General features: G+C 50.2%; 21 protein-coding genes. 11 read left to right on the plus strand and 10 right to left on the minus strand.

The window, feature by feature from the left end:
- Positions 1 to 100 precede the first annotated feature (100 nt).
- Positions 101 to 451 carry a hypothetical protein gene (locus B153_RS0106330; protein ID WP_020595846.1) on the plus strand — a complete coding sequence of 117 codons (351 nt, stop codon included), beginning with the start codon at positions 101 to 103 and terminating at the stop codon, positions 449 to 451.
- Between the two features lie 94 nt (positions 452 to 545).
- Here the strand turns inward: B153_RS0106330 and B153_RS0106335 are convergent, their stop codons facing one another.
- The 10 genes from B153_RS0106335 to B153_RS0106380 form a co-directional block, all read right to left on the minus strand.
- Positions 546 to 1,820 carry an MFS transporter gene (locus tag B153_RS0106335; protein WP_020595847.1) on the minus strand — a complete coding sequence of 425 codons (1,275 nt, stop codon included), beginning with the start codon at positions 1,818 to 1,820 and terminating at the stop codon, positions 546 to 548.
- A gap of 143 nt (positions 1,821 to 1,963) precedes the next feature.
- On the minus strand, positions 1,964 to 3,001 hold the full coding sequence (locus B153_RS0106340) for a Gfo/Idh/MocA family oxidoreductase (RefSeq protein ID WP_020595848.1): 1,038 nt from the start codon (positions 2,999 to 3,001) through the stop codon (positions 1,964 to 1,966).
- Between the two features lie 102 nt (positions 3,002 to 3,103).
- Positions 3,104 to 3,508, minus strand: coding sequence for a hypothetical protein (locus B153_RS0106345; RefSeq protein ID WP_157634589.1), 405 nt, complete (start codon positions 3,506 to 3,508; stop codon positions 3,104 to 3,106).
- A complete protein-coding gene (locus tag B153_RS0106350) occupies positions 3,441 to 3,989 on the minus strand; it encodes a hypothetical protein (RefSeq protein WP_020595850.1) in 549 nt (182 codons plus the stop codon). The genes B153_RS0106345 and B153_RS0106350 overlap by 68 nt, the downstream gene beginning before the upstream one ends.
- 42 nt (positions 3,990 to 4,031) lie before the next feature.
- Positions 4,032 to 5,003, minus strand: coding sequence for a tropomyosin (locus B153_RS0106355; RefSeq protein ID WP_020595851.1), 972 nt, complete (start codon positions 5,001 to 5,003; stop codon positions 4,032 to 4,034).
- Positions 5,004 to 5,179: 176 nt separating this feature from the next.
- A complete protein-coding gene (locus B153_RS0106360; RefSeq protein WP_020595852.1) occupies positions 5,180 to 6,754 on the minus strand; it encodes a M81 family metallopeptidase in 1,575 nt (524 codons plus the stop codon).
- A 392-nt stretch (positions 6,755 to 7,146) separates the two neighbouring features.
- On the minus strand, positions 7,147 to 8,076 hold the full coding sequence (locus B153_RS0106365; protein ID WP_020595853.1) for an NAD(P)/FAD-dependent oxidoreductase: 930 nt from the start codon (positions 8,074 to 8,076) through the stop codon (positions 7,147 to 7,149).
- A 16-nt stretch (positions 8,077 to 8,092) separates the two neighbouring features.
- Positions 8,093 to 9,304 carry a GTP-binding protein gene (locus tag B153_RS0106370; RefSeq protein WP_020595854.1) on the minus strand — a complete coding sequence of 404 codons (1,212 nt, stop codon included), beginning with the start codon at positions 9,302 to 9,304 and terminating at the stop codon, positions 8,093 to 8,095.
- 15 nt (positions 9,305 to 9,319) lie between these two features.
- Positions 9,320 to 9,757 carry a hypothetical protein gene (locus B153_RS0106375; protein WP_020595855.1) on the minus strand — a complete coding sequence of 146 codons (438 nt, stop codon included), beginning with the start codon at positions 9,755 to 9,757 and terminating at the stop codon, positions 9,320 to 9,322.
- Positions 9,758 to 9,762: 5 nt separating this feature from the next.
- Positions 9,763 to 10,143 carry a MerC domain-containing protein gene (locus tag B153_RS0106380; protein WP_020595856.1) on the minus strand — a complete coding sequence of 127 codons (381 nt, stop codon included), beginning with the start codon at positions 10,141 to 10,143 and terminating at the stop codon, positions 9,763 to 9,765.
- 174 nt (positions 10,144 to 10,317) lie between these two features.
- Between B153_RS0106380 and B153_RS0106385 the strand changes: the two genes are divergently transcribed.
- The 10 genes from B153_RS0106385 to B153_RS0106430 all read left to right on the plus strand — a co-directional run bounded on the left by B153_RS0106385 (position 10,318) and on the right by B153_RS0106430 (position 18,621).
- A complete protein-coding gene (locus B153_RS0106385; RefSeq protein ID WP_020595857.1) occupies positions 10,318 to 10,692 on the plus strand; it encodes a hypothetical protein in 375 nt (124 codons plus the stop codon).
- A gap of 212 nt (positions 10,693 to 10,904) precedes the next feature.
- Entirely contained in the window at positions 10,905 to 11,336 is a 432-nt protein-coding gene (locus tag B153_RS0106390; RefSeq protein ID WP_020595858.1) for a hypothetical protein, read from the plus strand.
- 2 nt (positions 11,337 to 11,338) lie between these two features.
- Entirely contained in the window at positions 11,339 to 11,980 is a 642-nt protein-coding gene (locus B153_RS0106395; RefSeq protein ID WP_020595859.1) for an SCO family protein, read from the plus strand.
- Positions 11,981 to 12,004: 24 nt separating this feature from the next.
- Positions 12,005 to 12,391 carry a PepSY-associated TM helix domain-containing protein gene (locus tag B153_RS0106400; protein WP_245564838.1) on the plus strand — a complete coding sequence of 129 codons (387 nt, stop codon included), beginning with the start codon at positions 12,005 to 12,007 and terminating at the stop codon, positions 12,389 to 12,391.
- Positions 12,392 to 12,439: 48 nt separating this feature from the next.
- The gene (locus B153_RS0106405) at positions 12,440 to 12,628 is read left to right on the plus strand and encodes a hypothetical protein (protein ID WP_020595861.1); all 189 of its coding nucleotides are present in this window, start codon (positions 12,440 to 12,442) and stop codon (positions 12,626 to 12,628) included.
- Between the two features lie 10 nt (positions 12,629 to 12,638).
- Positions 12,639 to 13,559: a DJ-1/PfpI family protein gene (locus B153_RS36520; RefSeq protein WP_020595862.1), complete on the plus strand. Its 921-nt coding sequence runs from the start codon at positions 12,639 to 12,641 to the stop codon at positions 13,557 to 13,559.
- A gap of 75 nt (positions 13,560 to 13,634) precedes the next feature.
- Positions 13,635 to 15,956 carry a TonB-dependent receptor gene (locus tag B153_RS0106415; protein WP_020595863.1) on the plus strand — a complete coding sequence of 774 codons (2,322 nt, stop codon included), beginning with the start codon at positions 13,635 to 13,637 and terminating at the stop codon, positions 15,954 to 15,956.
- Positions 15,957 to 16,048: 92 nt separating this feature from the next.
- Complete coding sequence (locus B153_RS0106420) at positions 16,049 to 16,456, plus strand: hypothetical protein (RefSeq protein WP_425423142.1); 408 nt, start codon at positions 16,049 to 16,051, stop codon at positions 16,454 to 16,456.
- 223 nt (positions 16,457 to 16,679) lie between these two features.
- On the plus strand, positions 16,680 to 17,510 hold the full coding sequence (locus B153_RS0106425) for an MbnP family protein (protein ID WP_020595865.1): 831 nt from the start codon (positions 16,680 to 16,682) through the stop codon (positions 17,508 to 17,510).
- Positions 17,511 to 17,568: 58 nt separating this feature from the next.
- Complete coding sequence (locus B153_RS0106430) at positions 17,569 to 18,621, plus strand: cytochrome-c peroxidase (RefSeq protein WP_086010203.1); 1,053 nt, start codon at positions 17,569 to 17,571, stop codon at positions 18,619 to 18,621.
- The last annotated feature ends 17 nt before the right edge of the window (positions 18,622 to 18,638 follow it).

An 18,638-nucleotide genomic window follows, 5' to 3' on the forward strand; every position in this document is an offset into this window, starting at 1 on the left:
CAGGTATTCGCTCATTTACCCTACTGGTCAATTGTCGATTTTAGAAATGTTGGTCGGCCTGTAGGTTTACATGGGCTTTTAATCAAAAGCTTAGGGAATCATGACAGGGCAAAAAAAACGATTTCTGACGGCTGGCAATCTGCAACAGCCCTCCATTACTGACCAGGCACGGGTTCAGTATACGAACGATGGCCGAAGCGGTACTGTACACTATGTAAGTCCGCAGGCTTCGTTCAGTATGTGGTACGAATTGGCCGGGGGCAACGCGGTGGCAATCATTGACATTCCAACGAAGGCGTCCTGGGAAGAGCGTACCCAGCTTTCGCTTGCTCACAGGACGTCCGTTTTGCAATTTATTGGCGAGCAGGTTGTTCGGGATCAGATTCCCAGCGGAGGGTATTTCGAATGCTCCGATACGACCATGACCCTCTACAAAGGCAGCAGGTCGTAGCGTCTGTTGGGTTAGGGAACAGCCAAAGGGAGTTGGGAAAAATCGGCTATGGTCACTGGTAGTGGCCGGACTTTTTCCGACACCATTTGCCGGACTATACGTCACGCTCCAATGGCTGAATACGAGGGGCAAACAGATGGATCAGAAGCCAGGCTAGTAAATACGCACTGCCACACATCACGAACAGGTAGTTGTAACCAACGGTAATGTTTCCCTGTGCTTTATAGGTATCCAGTAGGGCGCCAACCACGATTGGAAACAGCAAACCGCCTACTGAACCCGCCATACCACCCAGCCCTACTACCGAACTCACCGCACTTTTAGGAAACATATCGGAAACGAGGGTGAACAGGTTGGCACTCCACGCCTGGTGAGCGGCAACGGCCAGACTTAACAACCCAACAACCTCCCAGATCGATGTGGCGTAGCGGGTCAGTACAATAGGAACGATACACAGGGCGTATAGGAACATAGCCGTTTTGCGCGAACGGTTGATGGTCCAGCCCCGACTCAGAAAATAGCCTGATAAATACCCCCCGCCGACACTACCGATGGTAGCCGCCGTATAAACAATAATCAGGGGCAGACTTGGTTTTTTAAGATCGAGGTTGAACGAAGCGGCAAAGTAGGAGGGCAGCCAGAATAGAAAGAACCACCACACCGGATCGGTCAGTAGTTTGCCGAGGATAAAGGCCCAGGTCTGTCGGTACTGAATCAGGTCAAGCCAGCGAACGTTGGGGGCTTTGTCGGTTGTCATTTCGGTATCCTGAGTAATAAAAGCCAGTTCCTGAGCCGAAACATGCTTGTGCTGTTGAGGGGTATTGTACGACCACCACCAGAAAAAAAGCCAGATGAACCCAATAAGCCCCGTCAGTATAAACGCTACCTGCCAGCCATAGGCCCCCAAAATCCAGGGGACGGCAATCGGAGCAACCACTGCTCCGATATTGGTGCCTGCATTGAAAAGACCCGTTGCCAATGCCCGTTGATGGCGTGGAAACCATTCGGCTACGGTTTTGATAGCAGCCGGAAAGTTTCCCCCCTCACCCAGGCCCAGCAGAGCCCGATACACCCCAAAGCTGAAAGTACTGGTGGCGATGGCGTGGAGAACGGCCGCGATCGACCAGATGAATACAGCCAGCACATATCCTAACTTGGTGCCAATTTTATCAATCAGCCGACCGAAAACGACATAACTGAGTGCATAGGCCGCCTGAAAAGCCATTACAATATGGCTGTAGTCGGTTTCGGTCCAGTTGAAGATTGTTTCGAGTGTTGGTTTGAGCAGACTGATGACCTGACGGTCCAGGTAGTTGATCGTCGTTGCCACAAACAGTAATCCAACAATTCGCCAGCGGTAATTGGTCATAAATGAGGAGTCGTTAGATGGTTATTCAGGGGCATTGATCGTCATGCGTAGTCATTAGGTTGGCATCGATGGGCGGTACGCTATCAACACATGCCTATTTACTGACAATTTATGACCATCAATAACCACCAAACCATAAGAAGTTAAAAGGGTAACGTGCGTAGCGATCGACTGCTTTCCTGGGCTAAATCAATGACGCGGGCTAACTGCTGAATATCCGTTGGGGTTATTTCAGGCTGGGCACCATGGATAATTACGTCGTAGAGATTGTCGTAGAACGGGGTGTAATTGCCTGGGGCACTTTCAATGATGTCGGCTTTCCCATCCCGATACAGTGTTCCCCAGCGGTCGTCAGGTTCGATGCCTAAAGAAGGATCACTGGGCAGCCGATTCGTTCGTAGTCGTTCTTCCTGCGGGTCCAGACCGCCTTTCAGAAACGAGCCTTCAGTGCCGTGCAGACTGTATCGTAAGCTGTTTTTGTACATCATCAGGCTGGATTCAAGCCGCACAACCTTATCCGTATAGCCTAATTTGATATCGAAATAATCGGGGACATGGCTATTGGGGCGAAGGATTCGGACGGTGGCCTGTACGGTTTCGGGAGCACCGAACAAATGCAAGGCCTGGTCGAGCAGGTGCGGCCCCAGATTGTACAGATTGCCCCGCCCCGTACCTGCCTGCTCTTTCCAGCTCTGCGAATTGGGGGGTACTGGTGTGTATCGATCGTACCGACATTCATAATCGACCAGTTTGCCCAGGGCCCCATCGGCCAGTAGCTGTTTGATGGTCAGGAAATCGGAGTCCCAGCGTCGGTTCTGGTAAGCGGTTGCCAGCTTACCCTGTCGCTGGGCAAGTTCCAGTAAGTCTGTGGCTTCGCGTTCGGTGAGGGCAAACGGTTTTTCAACGACGACATGTTTACCTTGCTCAAGTGCTTTTCGGGCGTAGTCAACGTGGGTTTCGTTGGGGCTGCAAATAAAAACCAGGTCGATCGACGGGTCAGCAAAGAGTTCCTCCGGGCTAGCGACCCAGTCAATCGACGGATCGAATTCCCGGACCGCATCGGGGCGGCTACTGGCAATTTTTTTAAGATGAAACTTAGGGTTGACTGTCAGAAAAGGCGTATGGAAATAACGCCCCGACAGGCCAAACCCAACCAAACCTACTTGAACAACCTGAGACATAAACAGAAAAGGAATGACGGTTGCGGTAGCCCGCAGACTACCCTATAAAGCAACTGCCCCGTGTGTATCTCCTGTTTTTCAGGAAAAGTTTTCGGTTGGCTACTAAGACATGCGGCTTCCTTTTACCCAGAAATGAAAGGTAGGATTCTTGATAATGCCCTGATCCTGGGTAGCTTTTAAATGACTAAAATGGGAGTCCAGACAGCGCCGATACGTATCCGATACTTGTTTAAAAGCCCGTGGTTTCAGGTGCAGTTCATCGAACCAATTCTGGTCACGGGCATTGCCCCGACTGTCGATATGATACAAATAGGGGAATTCATCCCGTTGTGCCAGCCCAACAAACATCTCATTCAGCTCAAAGATCATAGCCATGAAAATCGACCTTTGTACAGAAAGTGACTTGATCCCACGAATCATGAGCGGTTGCGACATCCATTTATCGCTGCCTAACAGCGCGTTCAGAATGGGCTGATAAGGAGTAGCCCAGTCGAACCACCATGTCATTTCCACCCCCGCTGACCAGAAAAGCCGAAGGCTTGTGAATAGAGAGTTCTTCGACGTATTTTTCTTCAAAGAGAATATTTGCCAGCCAGTCGCCCGCATACGACATACTAAAAATGGCGTAGTCATGGTGGTCGTCCAGCCAGTTGATAATGTCACGGCCAAAAAACTGGAACCAGGAGTCGCCTTCAGCCACTATAACTTTATGTCCATCCGTACCGACAAAGCCCGCATTGATTTTACGAAAATAGGCTTTCTGTCGTCGGGCCGTCATGTAGCGATTAAACTGACCCAGTACGCCCGTGGTGGCATCCGACTCGGTTCGGAGTGCAGATTCATTGATGTTATATACCCGCTTGAGAGCCATGCGCAGGTCGTCGAATTGTAGACCCGTTGCGGGATCGGTAAGGTGTTTGAAATCCAGGTCGCCAAAATCGAGTGGATGCTTAATCAGTTTTTCAAGGAGGGCATCTTTCTGAGTCATTGAGGAAGGGGAAATAAAAGGCAAGGCATTGAATTTACGGATTCATTTTTTTTGAATACGTTGTCCTTCCAGCTTTTCAACTCGTTTTTTCAGGTCATCGTTGGCTTGCTGTAAGCTTGCAATCTGCTGTTTCTGGGCGGTATTGAGCTTTTCAACGGCATCCAGTCGGCTCAGTATAGTACTGAGATCGGGGCCAGAAGTCAGAATAACATCGCCCTGGGTATTCACTGAAAGTACTTTCCCATTGCTGGGGGTAGCTGTTGAACTGCTCGTCAGGTTGGTGAAGCGCAAGCCGCTTTGGTTGGCCGATACGGCAGTTATTTCAAGCTTGGCACGAGGAGCCGAATTGCCGATACCCACATTGACATTGGTATTACCCAAGATTAACGAGTTGCTAAGGCTGACAAAGGCACCTGCACCTATGGCGGTGGCATTGTCGAGGTTATCGGCTCCAGCCGCTTCAAAGCCTATATACGTACCCTTATCACCAGTTTTAGGAGAAGGGGTCACCCGGCCTGAGCCTGCCAACTGGCCTATACATACCGAGCGTAATAGACCTGTATAAGTTGTGGCGGCATTTTCACCGATCAATGTGTTCCCGAAGCCACCTCCCAAATTACTGCCAGCATTATAGCCCATAATGATCGATTCGTCCATAAGATTCGCATTTCCGGCAGCCCGAAAGCCGATCAGAACGTTGCGTTGGCCCTTCTTCATTTTAAAGGCTACCTCGGTTCCAATGTACACACTTTCGCCAATGTTTTTGCTGGTATCACTGGGGGCTGCCGCATAACCCAGATAGACGTTGTCTCGTGAGGATTTAGCATTGGAACCCGCTTCGTTTCCCAGTATCACATTCCGTTGGGCGTCCACTACACTTCTCCCGGCACTAATGCCAACAATAGTGTTATTCCCGCCGGGCGTTTGGGAGGTAGGCGAGGTGGCTACATAGTTGTTTTGCGCCAGAGCAAAGCTTCCCCACAACAGGAAGCAACCAGTAACAAGTTTTTTCATGGGATTGATCTGTGAATGGTTTAGAAAAAGAGACTAAATACGCGTAAAATACTATTTCTTTAGAAATGTATAATTGTCGGGTAAATAATGCAGATTGTGGCAAAAAATAAACGGGAAAATTCCCGTTTTTCTGGAATAATCCCGTCTGGTTGATTGACTTATGGATTGAAATAGAACTACTTGTCGGCTCCCGATACAGGCACCAACTGGGCCGACAGGTCCGGCGTTTTCATGTCTTTGTCGAACGGAAACATCGGGCGTTTGATTCGTTTGTAAGGGAGTCGGAACAGATCCTGATCGACGCCACCGGGTGTAAGGGCCATAATCCAGTCGGCTCGCATATTGTACAGCTCGGGTTCGAGGTAGCCGATCTTAACGACCACTATATCCGCTTCGCGTGGCTTTAGTCCTAACCGGGTGAAATCGATTTCTTTGTGATAGGGTTTACGCTTTTGGGTGATGATCACATGCACGCTTCCGACCTTAATGACCGCTTCTACTTCGGCATCTTTGTCGCCCTGAACGATGGATTCGACGGTACCTTTGAGGGGAATAGGGGGAGCATACCGGGCATCGACAGCCGCGCCTGCTTTCCCATCGACCGTACCACCCACGCCAGCGGCAATAGCCTTTTTGATGAGGTCAGGAGCAGGAATCGACGCATAAATTAACGATGGACCATCGGCCTTCTGAAACGCAGGGCGAGACAAAATCTGGGTCAACGTCCAGGTTACATCGCCCGCTCCGCCTGCGGTTGGATTATCGCCCGTATCGCTGATGAAAAACGGGTGTTTCGGACTGGCTAAGGCTTTCGCCAGGCATTCGTCCAGTGTGCCGGTAGGGGCTACAAACCCAAACTCCGAACGAACGCTCCAGAAGTGCTGCGCTAGTTTCTCGGCCGCCTTGGTCACACTGGCTTTGTCGTCGCCCGTAACCATCACAACCGCATGGTTACGGGGCTCATCGGCCCAAGCGTATCCAATCCAGATACCGGCATCGACAATACCCGGCTGATGGTCGGCCAGTGGAGCTACCTCCTGATAGAGGCTTTTTCCGGGTTCGATACGGGTACTGGTTTTTTCGCCGGGTAGTAAAATCGGAATGGGTATCCAGGCTTTGTAGGCTGGTTTGCCTTTGCCACTCTTAATGCGTTCAAGCAAATGAACGACAGCCCGCTCCTTGGTTTGCATGGCATCCTCGTGCGGAGCCATCCGGTAGCAGGTCATCAGGTCGGTGTTTTGCGCCAGTCGCCAGGAAACGTTACCATGCAAATCCATCGACGTTGAAATGATGGTTTTATAGCCAATTACCTGCCGGATTCGGGTAATCAGATCCCCTTCTGGATCATCGAGCCCTTTGACGCTCATGGCACCGTGAATATCAAAATATAGGCCATCGTAGGGGCCATACTTCCTAAGCGAATCCAGCATTTTGCCAACGAGTGATTCATAGGCATCCCGCGTGACGGCCCCACCCGGAAGCGATTTGCCGACAATCGTCGGAAACCAGATGGCCTGCTTTCGTAAAGGGGCTACGGGCATCATGAACGGGTAGGCATTAAAAACCTCAGGACCATACCGGGCGTGGAAGGCCTCTTCCAGCGTAACGGCCGGAGAAAACGTGCTGGATTCGATGCCTAAACCTGCAATGGCGATGCGCGGTAAACGGGTGTCAGGCCCTGGTACTGACTGGGCTTTACCGACACAAATGGAGAAGAAAGCGGTGAGTAAGATGAAGAAGAGCTGTTTCATGTCCACAAGTTAACGCATTCCATCGAAACCTGAGACCAGCCCAGCCGCCGGGCTCCCCTTCTTTCAGCAGCGAATTAAATTTACTCGGAATCGGCTGTATTGATTTGAGCATTTCGGGTGGCGGGTGCCGCATCTGATCGGAGGGTAAATCGTTCAGCCTGGTATCGCCAGGGCGATGAGGCTTGCGAGGACCGGGGTTGTAAAGGGTAGTTATGTGGCGCTCCATCATGGCGAAGAGACTTTATTGGGTTGAAACAGGTATACCGATACGCTGAACAGGAATTTTAAACCGAAAACAGGAGGGTAGTACCGGCGCTGCTATACGTACCCAATCGCACGGTAGATTTCGTATTGAAGCGCGCACTTGAAGACTACACCTCCTGTAGTACGGGTCAACTAGGCATAGAGATGGGTGGCAAACGGCGATGGAGGTCTTCAGCAATCAGTTCCCGATTGATCCAGGCTCCGGCTTTCGAGCCACTAGCCACGGCGAGCGCAACCTGCCTGAACATCGTAGTGGCATCACCAGCGGCAAATACCCCCGGCGCGGTTGTTGCCCCGAAGTCTGTCACCTCAATCAGATTGTGATCGGTTAGTTGGCAGCCTAGTTGCTGGGCAAGGTCGGATGAAAGCTGGAAAGGTACGCGGGCATACAACGCGTTGAGGAATACCCGATCCTCATTTGCCAGCACCAGGTTCGATACGAATCCGTTTTGGTGTTCAATGGCCGTAAGTAAGGTCTCCACAATCGGAATGTTGAGCATTTTCAGCGTATAATGCTGAGCTTCTGTTAGGGTTGCGGGCCCATTTGTATACAGCGTTAGGTCGGGATTCCAATGTTGGATGAGCGTTGCCAATTCGTACCCTACCTCGCCATTGGCCAGAATCCCTACGGGCTGATGGCGAACTTCATAGCCGTGACAATAGGGACAATGAAGCACCGAACGGCCCCAGCATTCGGCAAAACCCGGCAGATTGGGCAGCATGTCGACCAGTCCTGTTGCTAACAACAGCTTTCGGCTGGAGAAGGTGTGGCCACCTGCTGTGGTTACCCGGAAACCAGCCGTGTCGGTAGTTGCGGTCAGGGCTGTATCGTCCAGGAAGGATAGGGTTGAATACAACTTGAGTTGCTCACGGCTAATGGCCGTTAACTGGGCAGGTGTGGCACCGTCGCGGGTCAGAAAATTATGCGAATGAGGTGTCTGTCGGTTAGCGGGCTTTCCGGCATCAATCACCAACACCCGGCGAAGTGAGCGACCTAGTGCCAGCGCAGCACTCAAACCCGCGTAGCTACCGCCAATACAAATTACATCGTAGTCCATTGTCGTTGTTGTTTTATTATTCCCAAACAGGAAAAGGGTCTTTGAAGGCGCCCTGATTTTCCATGTGTTTCAGTTCAGACTCTGTGCATAAACACGCCAGGAATTCGGTCGTAATCTGTTCTTGATGAAGGTCTTGTCCAATAATGACCAATTCATTCTGACGATCCCCAAATCGTTTATGCCAACGGGATTCAATAGCCTGACGGTTTTCCAGAAAGGCAGCATACCGAAGACGTTGAGCATACGGCATAGAGGCCCACCAGACCCCGGCCCGCTCGGCCCGAAGGCTTCCCCCCGCCTGGCTGAAATTCAAGGCATCGTTCGGACGGGAAGCCAGCCAGAACAATCCTTTACTGCGGATAATACCGGCCGGAAAGTTTTCGCTTAGGTAGTGCCAGAAACGAACGGGATGAAACGGCCTGCGATCCCTGAAAACGAACGATGAGATCCCATATTCTTCCGTTTCGGGCGTATGACCCTTGCCGGATTTATAATTCTGCAATTCCTGAATCCAGCCTGCCGACTGAGAGGCTTCGTCAAAATCGAACAGATTGGTGTTGAGCAATTGCCCCGGATCGACCTGCGAAAACCGGGATTCGATGAGCCGGGCTTTCGGGTTGAGTTTTTGCAGGATCGCTTTTAGTTCGCCCAGTTGGTTCGGCTTGAGCAGATCTGTTTTGTTCAGTACTATGACATTGGCAAACTCAATCTGATCGGTGAGCAGATTCACAATTGTGCGCGTATCGGTAGCGTCGGTGTTCAGTTGGCGTTGATACACGGTATCGACCGAGCTAAAATCGCGGGGGAAATTGAACGCATCAACTACCGTGACCAGGGTGTCGAGTCGGGCAAATCGGGAAAGGTCGATCTCTTGCGCTTCGTCGACGAAACTGAAGGTCTGCGCCACAGGTAAGGGTTCTGAAATTCCTGTGGATTCAATCAGCAGGTAATCGAAACGACCTTCACGGGCTAGTTTTTCAACTTCAATCATCAGGTCTTCGCGTAGGGTGCAGCAGATGCAGCCATTGCTCATCTCGACCAGTTTCTCTTCGGTTCGGGATAGGGTATTCTGCTGATTGACAAGCTGCGCATCGACATTGACCTCACTCATGTCGTTGACAATCACCGCCACTTTTAGCCCTTGCTTATTGTGTAAGATATGATTGAGCAGGGTTGTTTTACCAGCCCCCAGAAAACCACTCAGAACGGTTACAGGTAATTTTTTCATGGTTGAATACGGGGTTTACTGTAGTTCGGCATTCTCCAGAATGTAGTTTAACTCGTATAGGTTGTCGGCATTGAGCCGGAGGGTGCCTGAAAACGTTCGGCGCTCGTCGGTTTTGAATTTGTAGGGTAAGCGTTTGAATTTGAGCGCAATGATTGATTCGGGGCCAGCGGCTCCGCAGAAAAAACAGGCGGCCATCGGAAATCGGGAAACAACGTAAATACCTCGTTCCAAATCAATAGGGAGCACATAGCCAGAAATACGAATGGGTTTACCCGCCAGGGCTTTTACCGAATTGCCAAAATGTGGGTATAGCATTACGACCCCTTCTTCGGGATACCACTTCTTCTTGAACTGTACATCACGCAGCTGTTCCCAGTCGACAGCCGCCGGTTCGGTAATAGGGTGGAGAGGGGCGCCAAGCAATAGGCCCACAACCAGGAGGATCGCCTTCATGCTTGTCAGTGAACATGATGAGTTCGGCAGTAACGAATATTCAGCAGATGGCTGATTACCAGACCAATGGATGCGGTATACGCCAGATACGCAAACGATTCATGGATTTCCTCCAGCAGAAGACCTGCCGCAAACAGGACCAGGAGACTCCAAAGGGCCATCTCGATCTGGTGCGATGTATGGCGGGTGGCTGACCACACGGCCAGGATATTGATCCCGATAAACAGATAGTCGAGGCTAAGAAAGCCTAGTCGGAGCGTATCGTGTTGAAGTAAGGTAGACGTCATGACCGCAACAGGCGTAATCAGACAATGTATGATGCAGAGGACTGATCCGGTAATGCCCATCCAGTCGGCCCGTTGAGAAAATGCGGGGATCGATTTCATAGGGAGGTTGAAAATTAAAGGGGGTTATAAATGCAACAGTGTTGCAAATATAGGCATGTAAATGGGGTTGGCAACAGAAGATGGGTTTATTTTGCAACTTTGTTGCATTCTGTTTGTTGGCGTGAGCGCGGGCAAGTTTGTATAGAACCGTTTTCAGGCTACCTTTGCGGCTCTATGCGCTCTGTGCTGATTTATATACTCACATTGGCCGTGCTGCTGCCCAGCATCAGCTCGTGGGGTATTATTGCGCATTATCAGCTTAATAAAGAGTACATTGCCCGTGTACTGTGCGAAAATCGGGACAAGCCCCAGATGCACTGTGATGGTAAATGCTACCTGGCTAAACGGCTAAAAGCACAACAGGACAAACAGGATAAAGAGACGTCAGAGCGAGTTCAGCATAGCTCACTCATCCAGCTCTATTACGAATCTTATCAGGCCTTCACCTTTGCTACGCCAGTAGCGCCTGCGCAACACCAGGTGTTTACGTATCTGCTGAGCGTTTACGCTGCTCCAGTCCACGGCCTTCTCCGGCCACCTTGTGCCTGATTGAGCCCATTCATCATTTCCAGTCGATAGTCCCGACAGGATCGTCCTGTCTGTAGCTGTCGATCTATTGAGCGGTCTTATCGGCTGGATAGGCCTATTCATTTCGTTTAGTCTCCATAGCTTCCCTGACCGTTCAGTGGCCAGGAGCTTCCATTTTCTTCTTTATGAATTCCATGAAACGGAGTATAACTCTATTGGCCGTCCTATTTTGTATGGCCTGCCAATCAAAATCATCTACTGAAACCGTTGATCAGCCGGATTCAACGGGCCAAATCTCGGCAAAACCGCAGGCCGTAGCTGATCTCGAAAAACAGATTCTGGCCGTTCACGATAGCGTCATGCCAGCTATGAGTGACCTGATTGAACTTAAAAAACAGGTAATAGAGCAGTTGAGTGAATTGGAGAAAGAACCCACTTCCTCTGAAGCTCGACGGCAGAAAGAGCAGCTACGCGCGGTAAAGGCAGCGCTGGACAAAGCCGATGCGTCAATGATGGACTGGATGCACACGTATGATGGTGATACGCTGACCAAACTTCGTGAAGATCAGGCATTGGCCTATCTGAAAGATCAGCAGCAACGTGTCAGGGCGATGAGTCAGTTGATGCGCAAAAGCATCGACGATGCTAAAGCGTATCTGAAATAGCGATGAAACTCATTAGCGCCAGCATACACTTTTTGGTATTGATCGGCTTATGTCGATGTAGCCTGACGACCGAAACATTGCCGTATATCGGTGAACCCGAAACCGTGACCAAACGGGTAGATGGCAAAACGGTAACCGTACGGGATTATCCAGCCATTCCGGCCTTTTCGTTCACCAATCAATACGGTAAAACGGTAACCCAACAGGATTTCGACGGGAAAATCTATGTGGCCGACTTCTTCTTTGTGACCTGCCCAACCATTTGCCCGATTATGAAGAGAAATATGCTGGTGGTGTATAAAGCCTACCAGGATAGCCCTGATGTCAGGATACTGTCGCATACCATCGATCCCGAGCATGATACCCCGGCTGTACTGAAGCAGTATGCTCAGGAACTGGGCGTAACCGATACCGTGTGGCAATTTGTGACGGGCGACCGCGAGAAAATTTACGACATCGGTGAGAATCACTATCTGGTAACGGCCGGAAAAGACCCTAAAGCACCAGGTGGCTACATCCACAGTGGTGCGTTTGTGCTGATTGATAAAGAGAAACACATTCGCGGCATGTACGATGGCACAACACCAGAAGGCACCCATAAGCTGATCCGGGATATTCAAGTACTCCGACAGGCATATGAGTAGTGACGGATAATGTATTATATGTCTATGAAACGAACACGTCGTTTGTTTACGGTCAATAGCTGGCTAGGGCTAATTACGGGCATCTTTCTGCTACTTCTTGGGCTGAGCGGGGCGGTGCCGGTATTCCGGCATGAACTGGATCAATTGGCGAACCGGAATGTATTGACCGTAAAGCCAACCGATCAAAGTCTGGCTAATCCAGTATCGCGGTGCTACCAGACGATTATCGAACGTTATCCGAATCTGGATGGGATTGCCTGGCTCAACCCTGGTGCCGGACAGTCAGAGGCTTATGATTTTCGGCTTTATCTGAATGATGTCCAGTTGTTTACGTACGATCTGGGGCTAATTACGTTCGATCCATATACCGGGGTCATTCTACGCGGAGGCAAACTCGGTCGGCATCGATGAAAGTGAGTTCCCGTAAACCGATTAAGGGCTGAAGAAAGACAATTTACGATGAATACCTTACCGACTCGTCACGATTTATACCAGTTACTGGCCAATACAGGCGTCACGTTGCCCGAATCGAAGCCAGTAGTAAAAGAGAGGGCTGTCATCTGGGCTGTACTCGTGCTTATTCATTTTACCCTGTTGCTGGGGATTGGCGATTTACTTGTTCGTCTCTGGCCACTTATTCATTATTAAATCAAATCCCATGAAAGAGATTAATCGACTTATTATCAGTCTTTTGCTGATTAGTTTATCCGGGCTTTCCGCTCGGGCACAAGCCCGGATAAACAGTGATACGACACGGATCGCCATCTTGCTTTACCCAGGCGTTGAGTTGCTCGATTTTGCCGGGCCACTTGAAGTGTTTAATCATATGGAAGGCGCTAAGGTATATACTGTAGCCGCCCAATCGGGCCCCATGACCATTATGCAGAAGATGCTCACGGTTGTTCCTGAATATACCCTGTCAACAGCACCCAAAGCCGACATTCTAGTAGTACCTGGTGGGCGTATGGAGGAGGTCATGCAGGATAGTAGCGTCGTGGACTGGATTAGGCGGACGACCGAAGGCCGTAACCTGACGATGTCGGTGTGTACGGGCACGTTTCTGCTCGGGAAAGCGGGCCTATTGGACGGTAAACGGATTACGACACACTGGGCGGCTACCCAAATGCTCAAACAAATGACCCCAAAGGCTACCGTTTTGGAGCATACACGGTTCGTGGATCAGGGATCACTGATCACGACGGCGGGGGTTTCGGCAGGTATTGACGGGGCACTGCACGTAGTAGCCCGACTGAAAGGTATGGAGGCCGCCCAGCGGATTGCCCGGATAATGGAATACGACAAGTGGGACCCGCAGGCCGGGCTGGTGGTCGGCCAGACAAGACATCAATCAAAGGGGAAAGCCAGGGCCATCATTACCAAACCAGCGATAGTAAAAAAGCCAATAGCTAGCAAATCGACGGAATTAAAACTAACCTCATCCATTGACCCGGTTTGCCAGATGTCGGTAGACGGATTGGTGGCTGATACAGCTCGCTACATGGGTAAAACGTATGGGTTCTGTTCAAAGCTATGTAAAGAGCGATTCAGGAAAGAACCCACAGCCTACCTGAAGCACTAAATTCTAAGTCGGTCAACACGGTCTGATTTGTCCTTCATAAAACCAGACCGTGTTGATGTAACCCCAAATCTTGATATGTCTATCAAAAATAGCTTACCTATACTGCTTTTCCTGTTGACAATCAGCAGTTTTGCCCAAACGATAAACGGGAAAATTAAATCCGGCTCCGGCGAAGCGGTTGGTTTTGCCAACGTTTCGGTGTTGAATAGTTCCAACGGAACGACAGCCGATAAAAACGGTGATTTTTCACTGAATTTGAACCGAGGGAAATACCAATTACAGATCAGTGCCGTTGGGTATGCCACCAAAATTCAACCCGTCACCGTGGCCGATCAGTCGCAGACAGTGGAGATTACCTTAACGGATAATACCAATGCCTTGAGTGAAGTGGTTGTCACGGCTGACAAAACTGAAGAACGGCTGCAAAATACGCCCCTGGCCGTTACGTCGCTGAACACCAGACAATTGGAAGAGTACCGGGTCTGGACCATCAGCGACCTCACCGCCCTGGCGCCCAGTACGTTCGTTGTAGAACACGGTAATAGTACTGGTTCCAATTTTCTGAATATTCGGGGGGCGATGGGGTTTGCCAACGATCAGTCCGTCGCTACCTATGTGGATGGGGTCTATCAGTTTGATTATTTTTCGGCTCCCTTCAATTTCAGCAACATCGAACGAATTGAAATCCTACGGGGACCGCAAGGCACGCTCTATGGCCGAAATGCCTACAGTGGTGTGCTCAACGTAATTACCAAACGACCGACCAACAAAACCAGCGGGTTCGCCGAAATAGACTTAGGCAATTACGGTCAGCAGCGGTATAGCGTGGGATTCAACGCCCCCCTCATCAAGGATAAATTGTTTGTGAACGCTGGTTTTCAGTCCAACAATCGGGGGGCAGTGTATTCAAATCTAACCCCGGAGACCAAATATGTTGACCACCATAACGCCTATAGTGGTAACCTGAACCTGAAATATCTGGTATCGGATGGCTGGACAATCGACTGGAACACCCGATACGAAAATGATAACGACAAAGGGGCTTACCCCTGGGCGGCTACCGATAGCGCGGCCCGGGCCAATCCGTATACGGTTTTTGGCAACTGGGACAATACCGAACGCCGAACCAATTTCAACACATCGGTAGCGGCAAAATATTACGGCCGGAATTTCAATTTTACCTCCATCACAGCCTTTGTCGATTATCATATCTGGCTGCCGGGCCGATTTGACTTTGATTTTAGCCCCGCCCAGTTAATTAGCTTTACGACCTGGACTAAACAAAATGAACTCACGCAGGAATTACGCTTTTCGTCGCCAGCCAATGCGGGTCGATGGAAATGGACGGCAGGTGCTTACTTATTCGGCGAAAAAATAAAGAATGGCAGCACGACCTATTTCGACTCCGATTATGCGGCTCTCGATCCGAATGCGCCCTATGCGTCCATTGCCAATGGCAAACGAAATGGGTATGGGGTGGCATTCTTTGGGCAGGCGGCCTATTCCATCACGCCAGTGTTTGATGTAACGGTTGGGGCCAGGTATGATGTCGAGCGTCGGGAGCTAACGCAAAATGCTTTGTTTGAAAAAGACAATGTAGTTACGACCCTTTCGCCAGATAGTACGGCAAAAAAGACCTTTAACGCCTTTACGCCTAAAGTTATTTGGAGTTATAAAGTAACACCTATGTCCATGATCTACGCGTCGTATGCCAAAGGCTTCCGGGTCGGCGGATTTAATTTTGGCAACACGGCCAATCCCACCTACGATCCAGAAAAATCAGATAACTATGAAGTGGGCATCAAAAACACGCTCTTCAATAACCGCTTGAAACTGAATCTGACAGCGTTTTTCTTTCAACAGAAAGACCAGCAGGTATCCACCTCCCGAGATGGGATAAACTATGCCACGCTGAATGTGGGCGATATGAACAATTCAGGTCTGGAACTGGAAGTATCGGCCCTGCCTGTCAAAAATTTGCAGATCGACTGGACGGCCAGCACCTCGCACAGCGACTACAAAAAATTACAACTGTTTGATGCCGAAACCAATGCGGTCAAAGATTATAAGGGCAACAAAGCCATTAACAATCCGGCCTTGCAGTCGATGCTGGCGGTTCAGTATGGCGTGCCGTTTACGAACTCGGCTCAACGGGTCAGAGCTTTTGTGAGAGGGGAATTCCGCTACATCAGTGAATACCAACTGGATTTTGTCAATGCCTATCAGCAGGCCGCATATGGTATGGTCAATGCTCGGGCTGGCGTTACCAGCAACCATTTCGATGTCGCCCTGTGGGTTCGCAACCTGGGAGATGTGCGCTACATGGCGTATGGGTATGGCAGCTATATGATGGGGCTCCCTCGTATGCTGGGCGTAACCATGACCGGAAAATTCTGAGTCTATTGGCTATTGCGGCATTTCGATTCGATATTTTCAACGTTTTTTACTCCTTTCTTTTTTTGCGAAGTAGCGCCTTCTTCTGTTTATTTTTGAAAGAGTTTTCGAGCCAGCGAATGCGGACATTTATTCTTTATCTAGTGCTGATCGCTACGTTTCTGCCGACGATAAGTCCGTGGGGGATCATTGCGCATTATCAGCTTAACAAAGAGTACATTGCCCGTGTGTTGTGCGAAAATCGGGATAAGCCCCAGATGCACTGTGATGGTAAATGCTACCTGGCACGCCGTCTGAAAGCCCAGCAGGATCAGCAGGACCGGGAAACTTCCGAGCGTGTGCAGAATACCCCGTCCATTCAACTGTTCTGTATCGATGTGTTCAGGTTTGCTTGTGAACCTGTGGCGGCCGTTACTGGCATGAACTCAGTATTTGATTACCAACTGGCAACCTATTCGGCTCCGCTTCCGGCCGTTTTTCAGCCGCCCGGCACCGCCTGCTAATTGCGGGCTTTACAGCTAAACAAGACGGCAGCTTTATGCGCTAACGGCTAGTTGGCTGAGGATATTATTTTTTTTACAATTCACTCATTTACAGGTCATTCGGTCCGTATTAGGTTCCGTATCGTACAGGCATAAACAGGCTTGAGCAACTGGCTTATGCCTGTAGCGTGTAAGCGTATGGACGAAACTGTGCAGGACACGACTTGACCGTTTCAACACAATCATGCGTATTCATTTTTCATATCAACTCATTGTTTCAGTTCTGATTGCCAGTATTTCGGTTATTTCCTGTAAAAAGGACGACGTAGATGTTATTGACCCTGCCGTCAAAAACTCGGTCTCCATTCAATTTGAAAACCGGGTGGGCGATCAGAAACTGGTGTTGGGAACCCCGGCCTATAAAAATGCAGCGGGCGAACCATTTGCCCTCACGACGCTCAATTACTTCATCAGTAATATATCGCTCAAAAAAGAAGACGGAACTGTCCAGAAATTCCCGAATCAGTATTTTCTGGTTCGTCAGGCTGATGCGGCTTCGCAGGTGATTACGCTAAAGGATGTGCCCTCGGGCAATTATAGCGAGATGTCGTTTATGGTAGGGGTCGATAGCGCCAAAAGCGTATCGCCCGTAAGCGAACGAGTGGGGGCGCTCGATGTGACCGGATACGGCACCGATGGCATGTATTGGTCGTGGAACTCGGGGTACATCTTTCTGAAAATAGAAGGTACTTCAACCGCCGTGCCAGCTACCGTAAGCGCCAGTCAGAGTTTTGCCATGCATGTGGGCGGATATGGTGGTGGCTGGAACGGCTCTGCCAAAACGGTCAATAACCTGCGAACGGTTACGGTTCCGATGACAACGAAAGCCACGGTTCGCGGAAATATTGCGCCTGAGATTCATCTGTTTGTGGATGCGTTGACAATTTTTAATGGACCCAACAAGATCAGCCTGGCTACAACCAATAGTGTGCATATGCCTGCTGCCGCTACACCCATTGCGGATAATTACAAGACGATGTTCCAGGTCGATCACGTACACAACGACAAGCAATAGTACTGCGTAGGGCTCCAGCTTTATCAGCTGGAGCCTGTTCTGGCTTATGAACATGCGAATGAACCTAAAAAGGGGATTGGGGGGAGCTGGCCTGGTGCTTGGGTTGATGGCCTGTCATTCGACCGATCAGGAGGCCCAGCCTGAACAACTGTTTCAACAACCTGCCAATTTCCCGCAACCGATTTATGCCCTGGATCAGAATCGGCCAACGGTGGCTGGTGTGGCCCTGGGCAAGGCGTTGTTTTACGATGGGATACTTTCCCGCGATGGGTCGATTTCCTGCGCGGAGTGTCATAACCAGGCGTATGCGTTCACCCATCATCAGCACGATGTTAGTCATGGTATTGACAATCAGGTGGGTACCCGCAACGCGCTACCGATTCAGAACCTAGCGTGGGCATCGGATTTCTTCTGGGACGGCGGGGTACATAGTTTGGATTTAGTGCCGATTGCCCCTATCGAAAATCCGGTGGAAATGGACGAAAAAACAACGAATGTGATCAGCAAGCTTCGGGCAAGCGCCAGGTATCCGTCCTTATTCAAGGCCGCTTTTGGGAGTGATGAGATCAACGGCCCGCGTTTCTTACAGGCTCTGTCGCAGTTTATGCTGACGATGGTGTCGGGCAATTCGCGTTACGATAAGTGGGTTCGGAAAGAACCGGGTGGTACCCTGACCGATGATGAACAAGCGGGGCTTACGGCTTTTCGGACCAAATGCAGCGGGTGCCATACCGGGGAGTTGTTTACAGATAACCGTTTCCGCAATAACGGACTGTTCATTCAGGGGAGTAAAGACGAAGGGCGGGCACACGTTACCGAGCTTCCCGAAGATCGGTACACGTTTAAGGTGCCGAGTTTACGGAATGTCGAAAAAACGTTGCCCTACATGCACGACGGGCGATTTTATTCGCTCGAAGCCGTACTGGATCACTATGCCGAAAACGTGCAGCGAACCGAAAACCTGGACCCATTGCTCATGCAGACAGATAAATCAGGACAGGTCCGACTGGGTATTGCACTTACTGCGGATGAAAAACGACAGATCATCGCTTTCCTGAAAACGCTTACCGACGATCAGTTTCTGCGCGACCCTCGGTTTGCTGTTCAGTGATTATTGACCAACTAAAG

Source organism: Spirosoma panaciterrae DSM 21099, from assembly GCF_000374025.1.
Classification (GTDB): domain Bacteria; phylum Bacteroidota; class Bacteroidia; order Cytophagales; family Spirosomataceae; genus Spirosoma; species Spirosoma panaciterrae.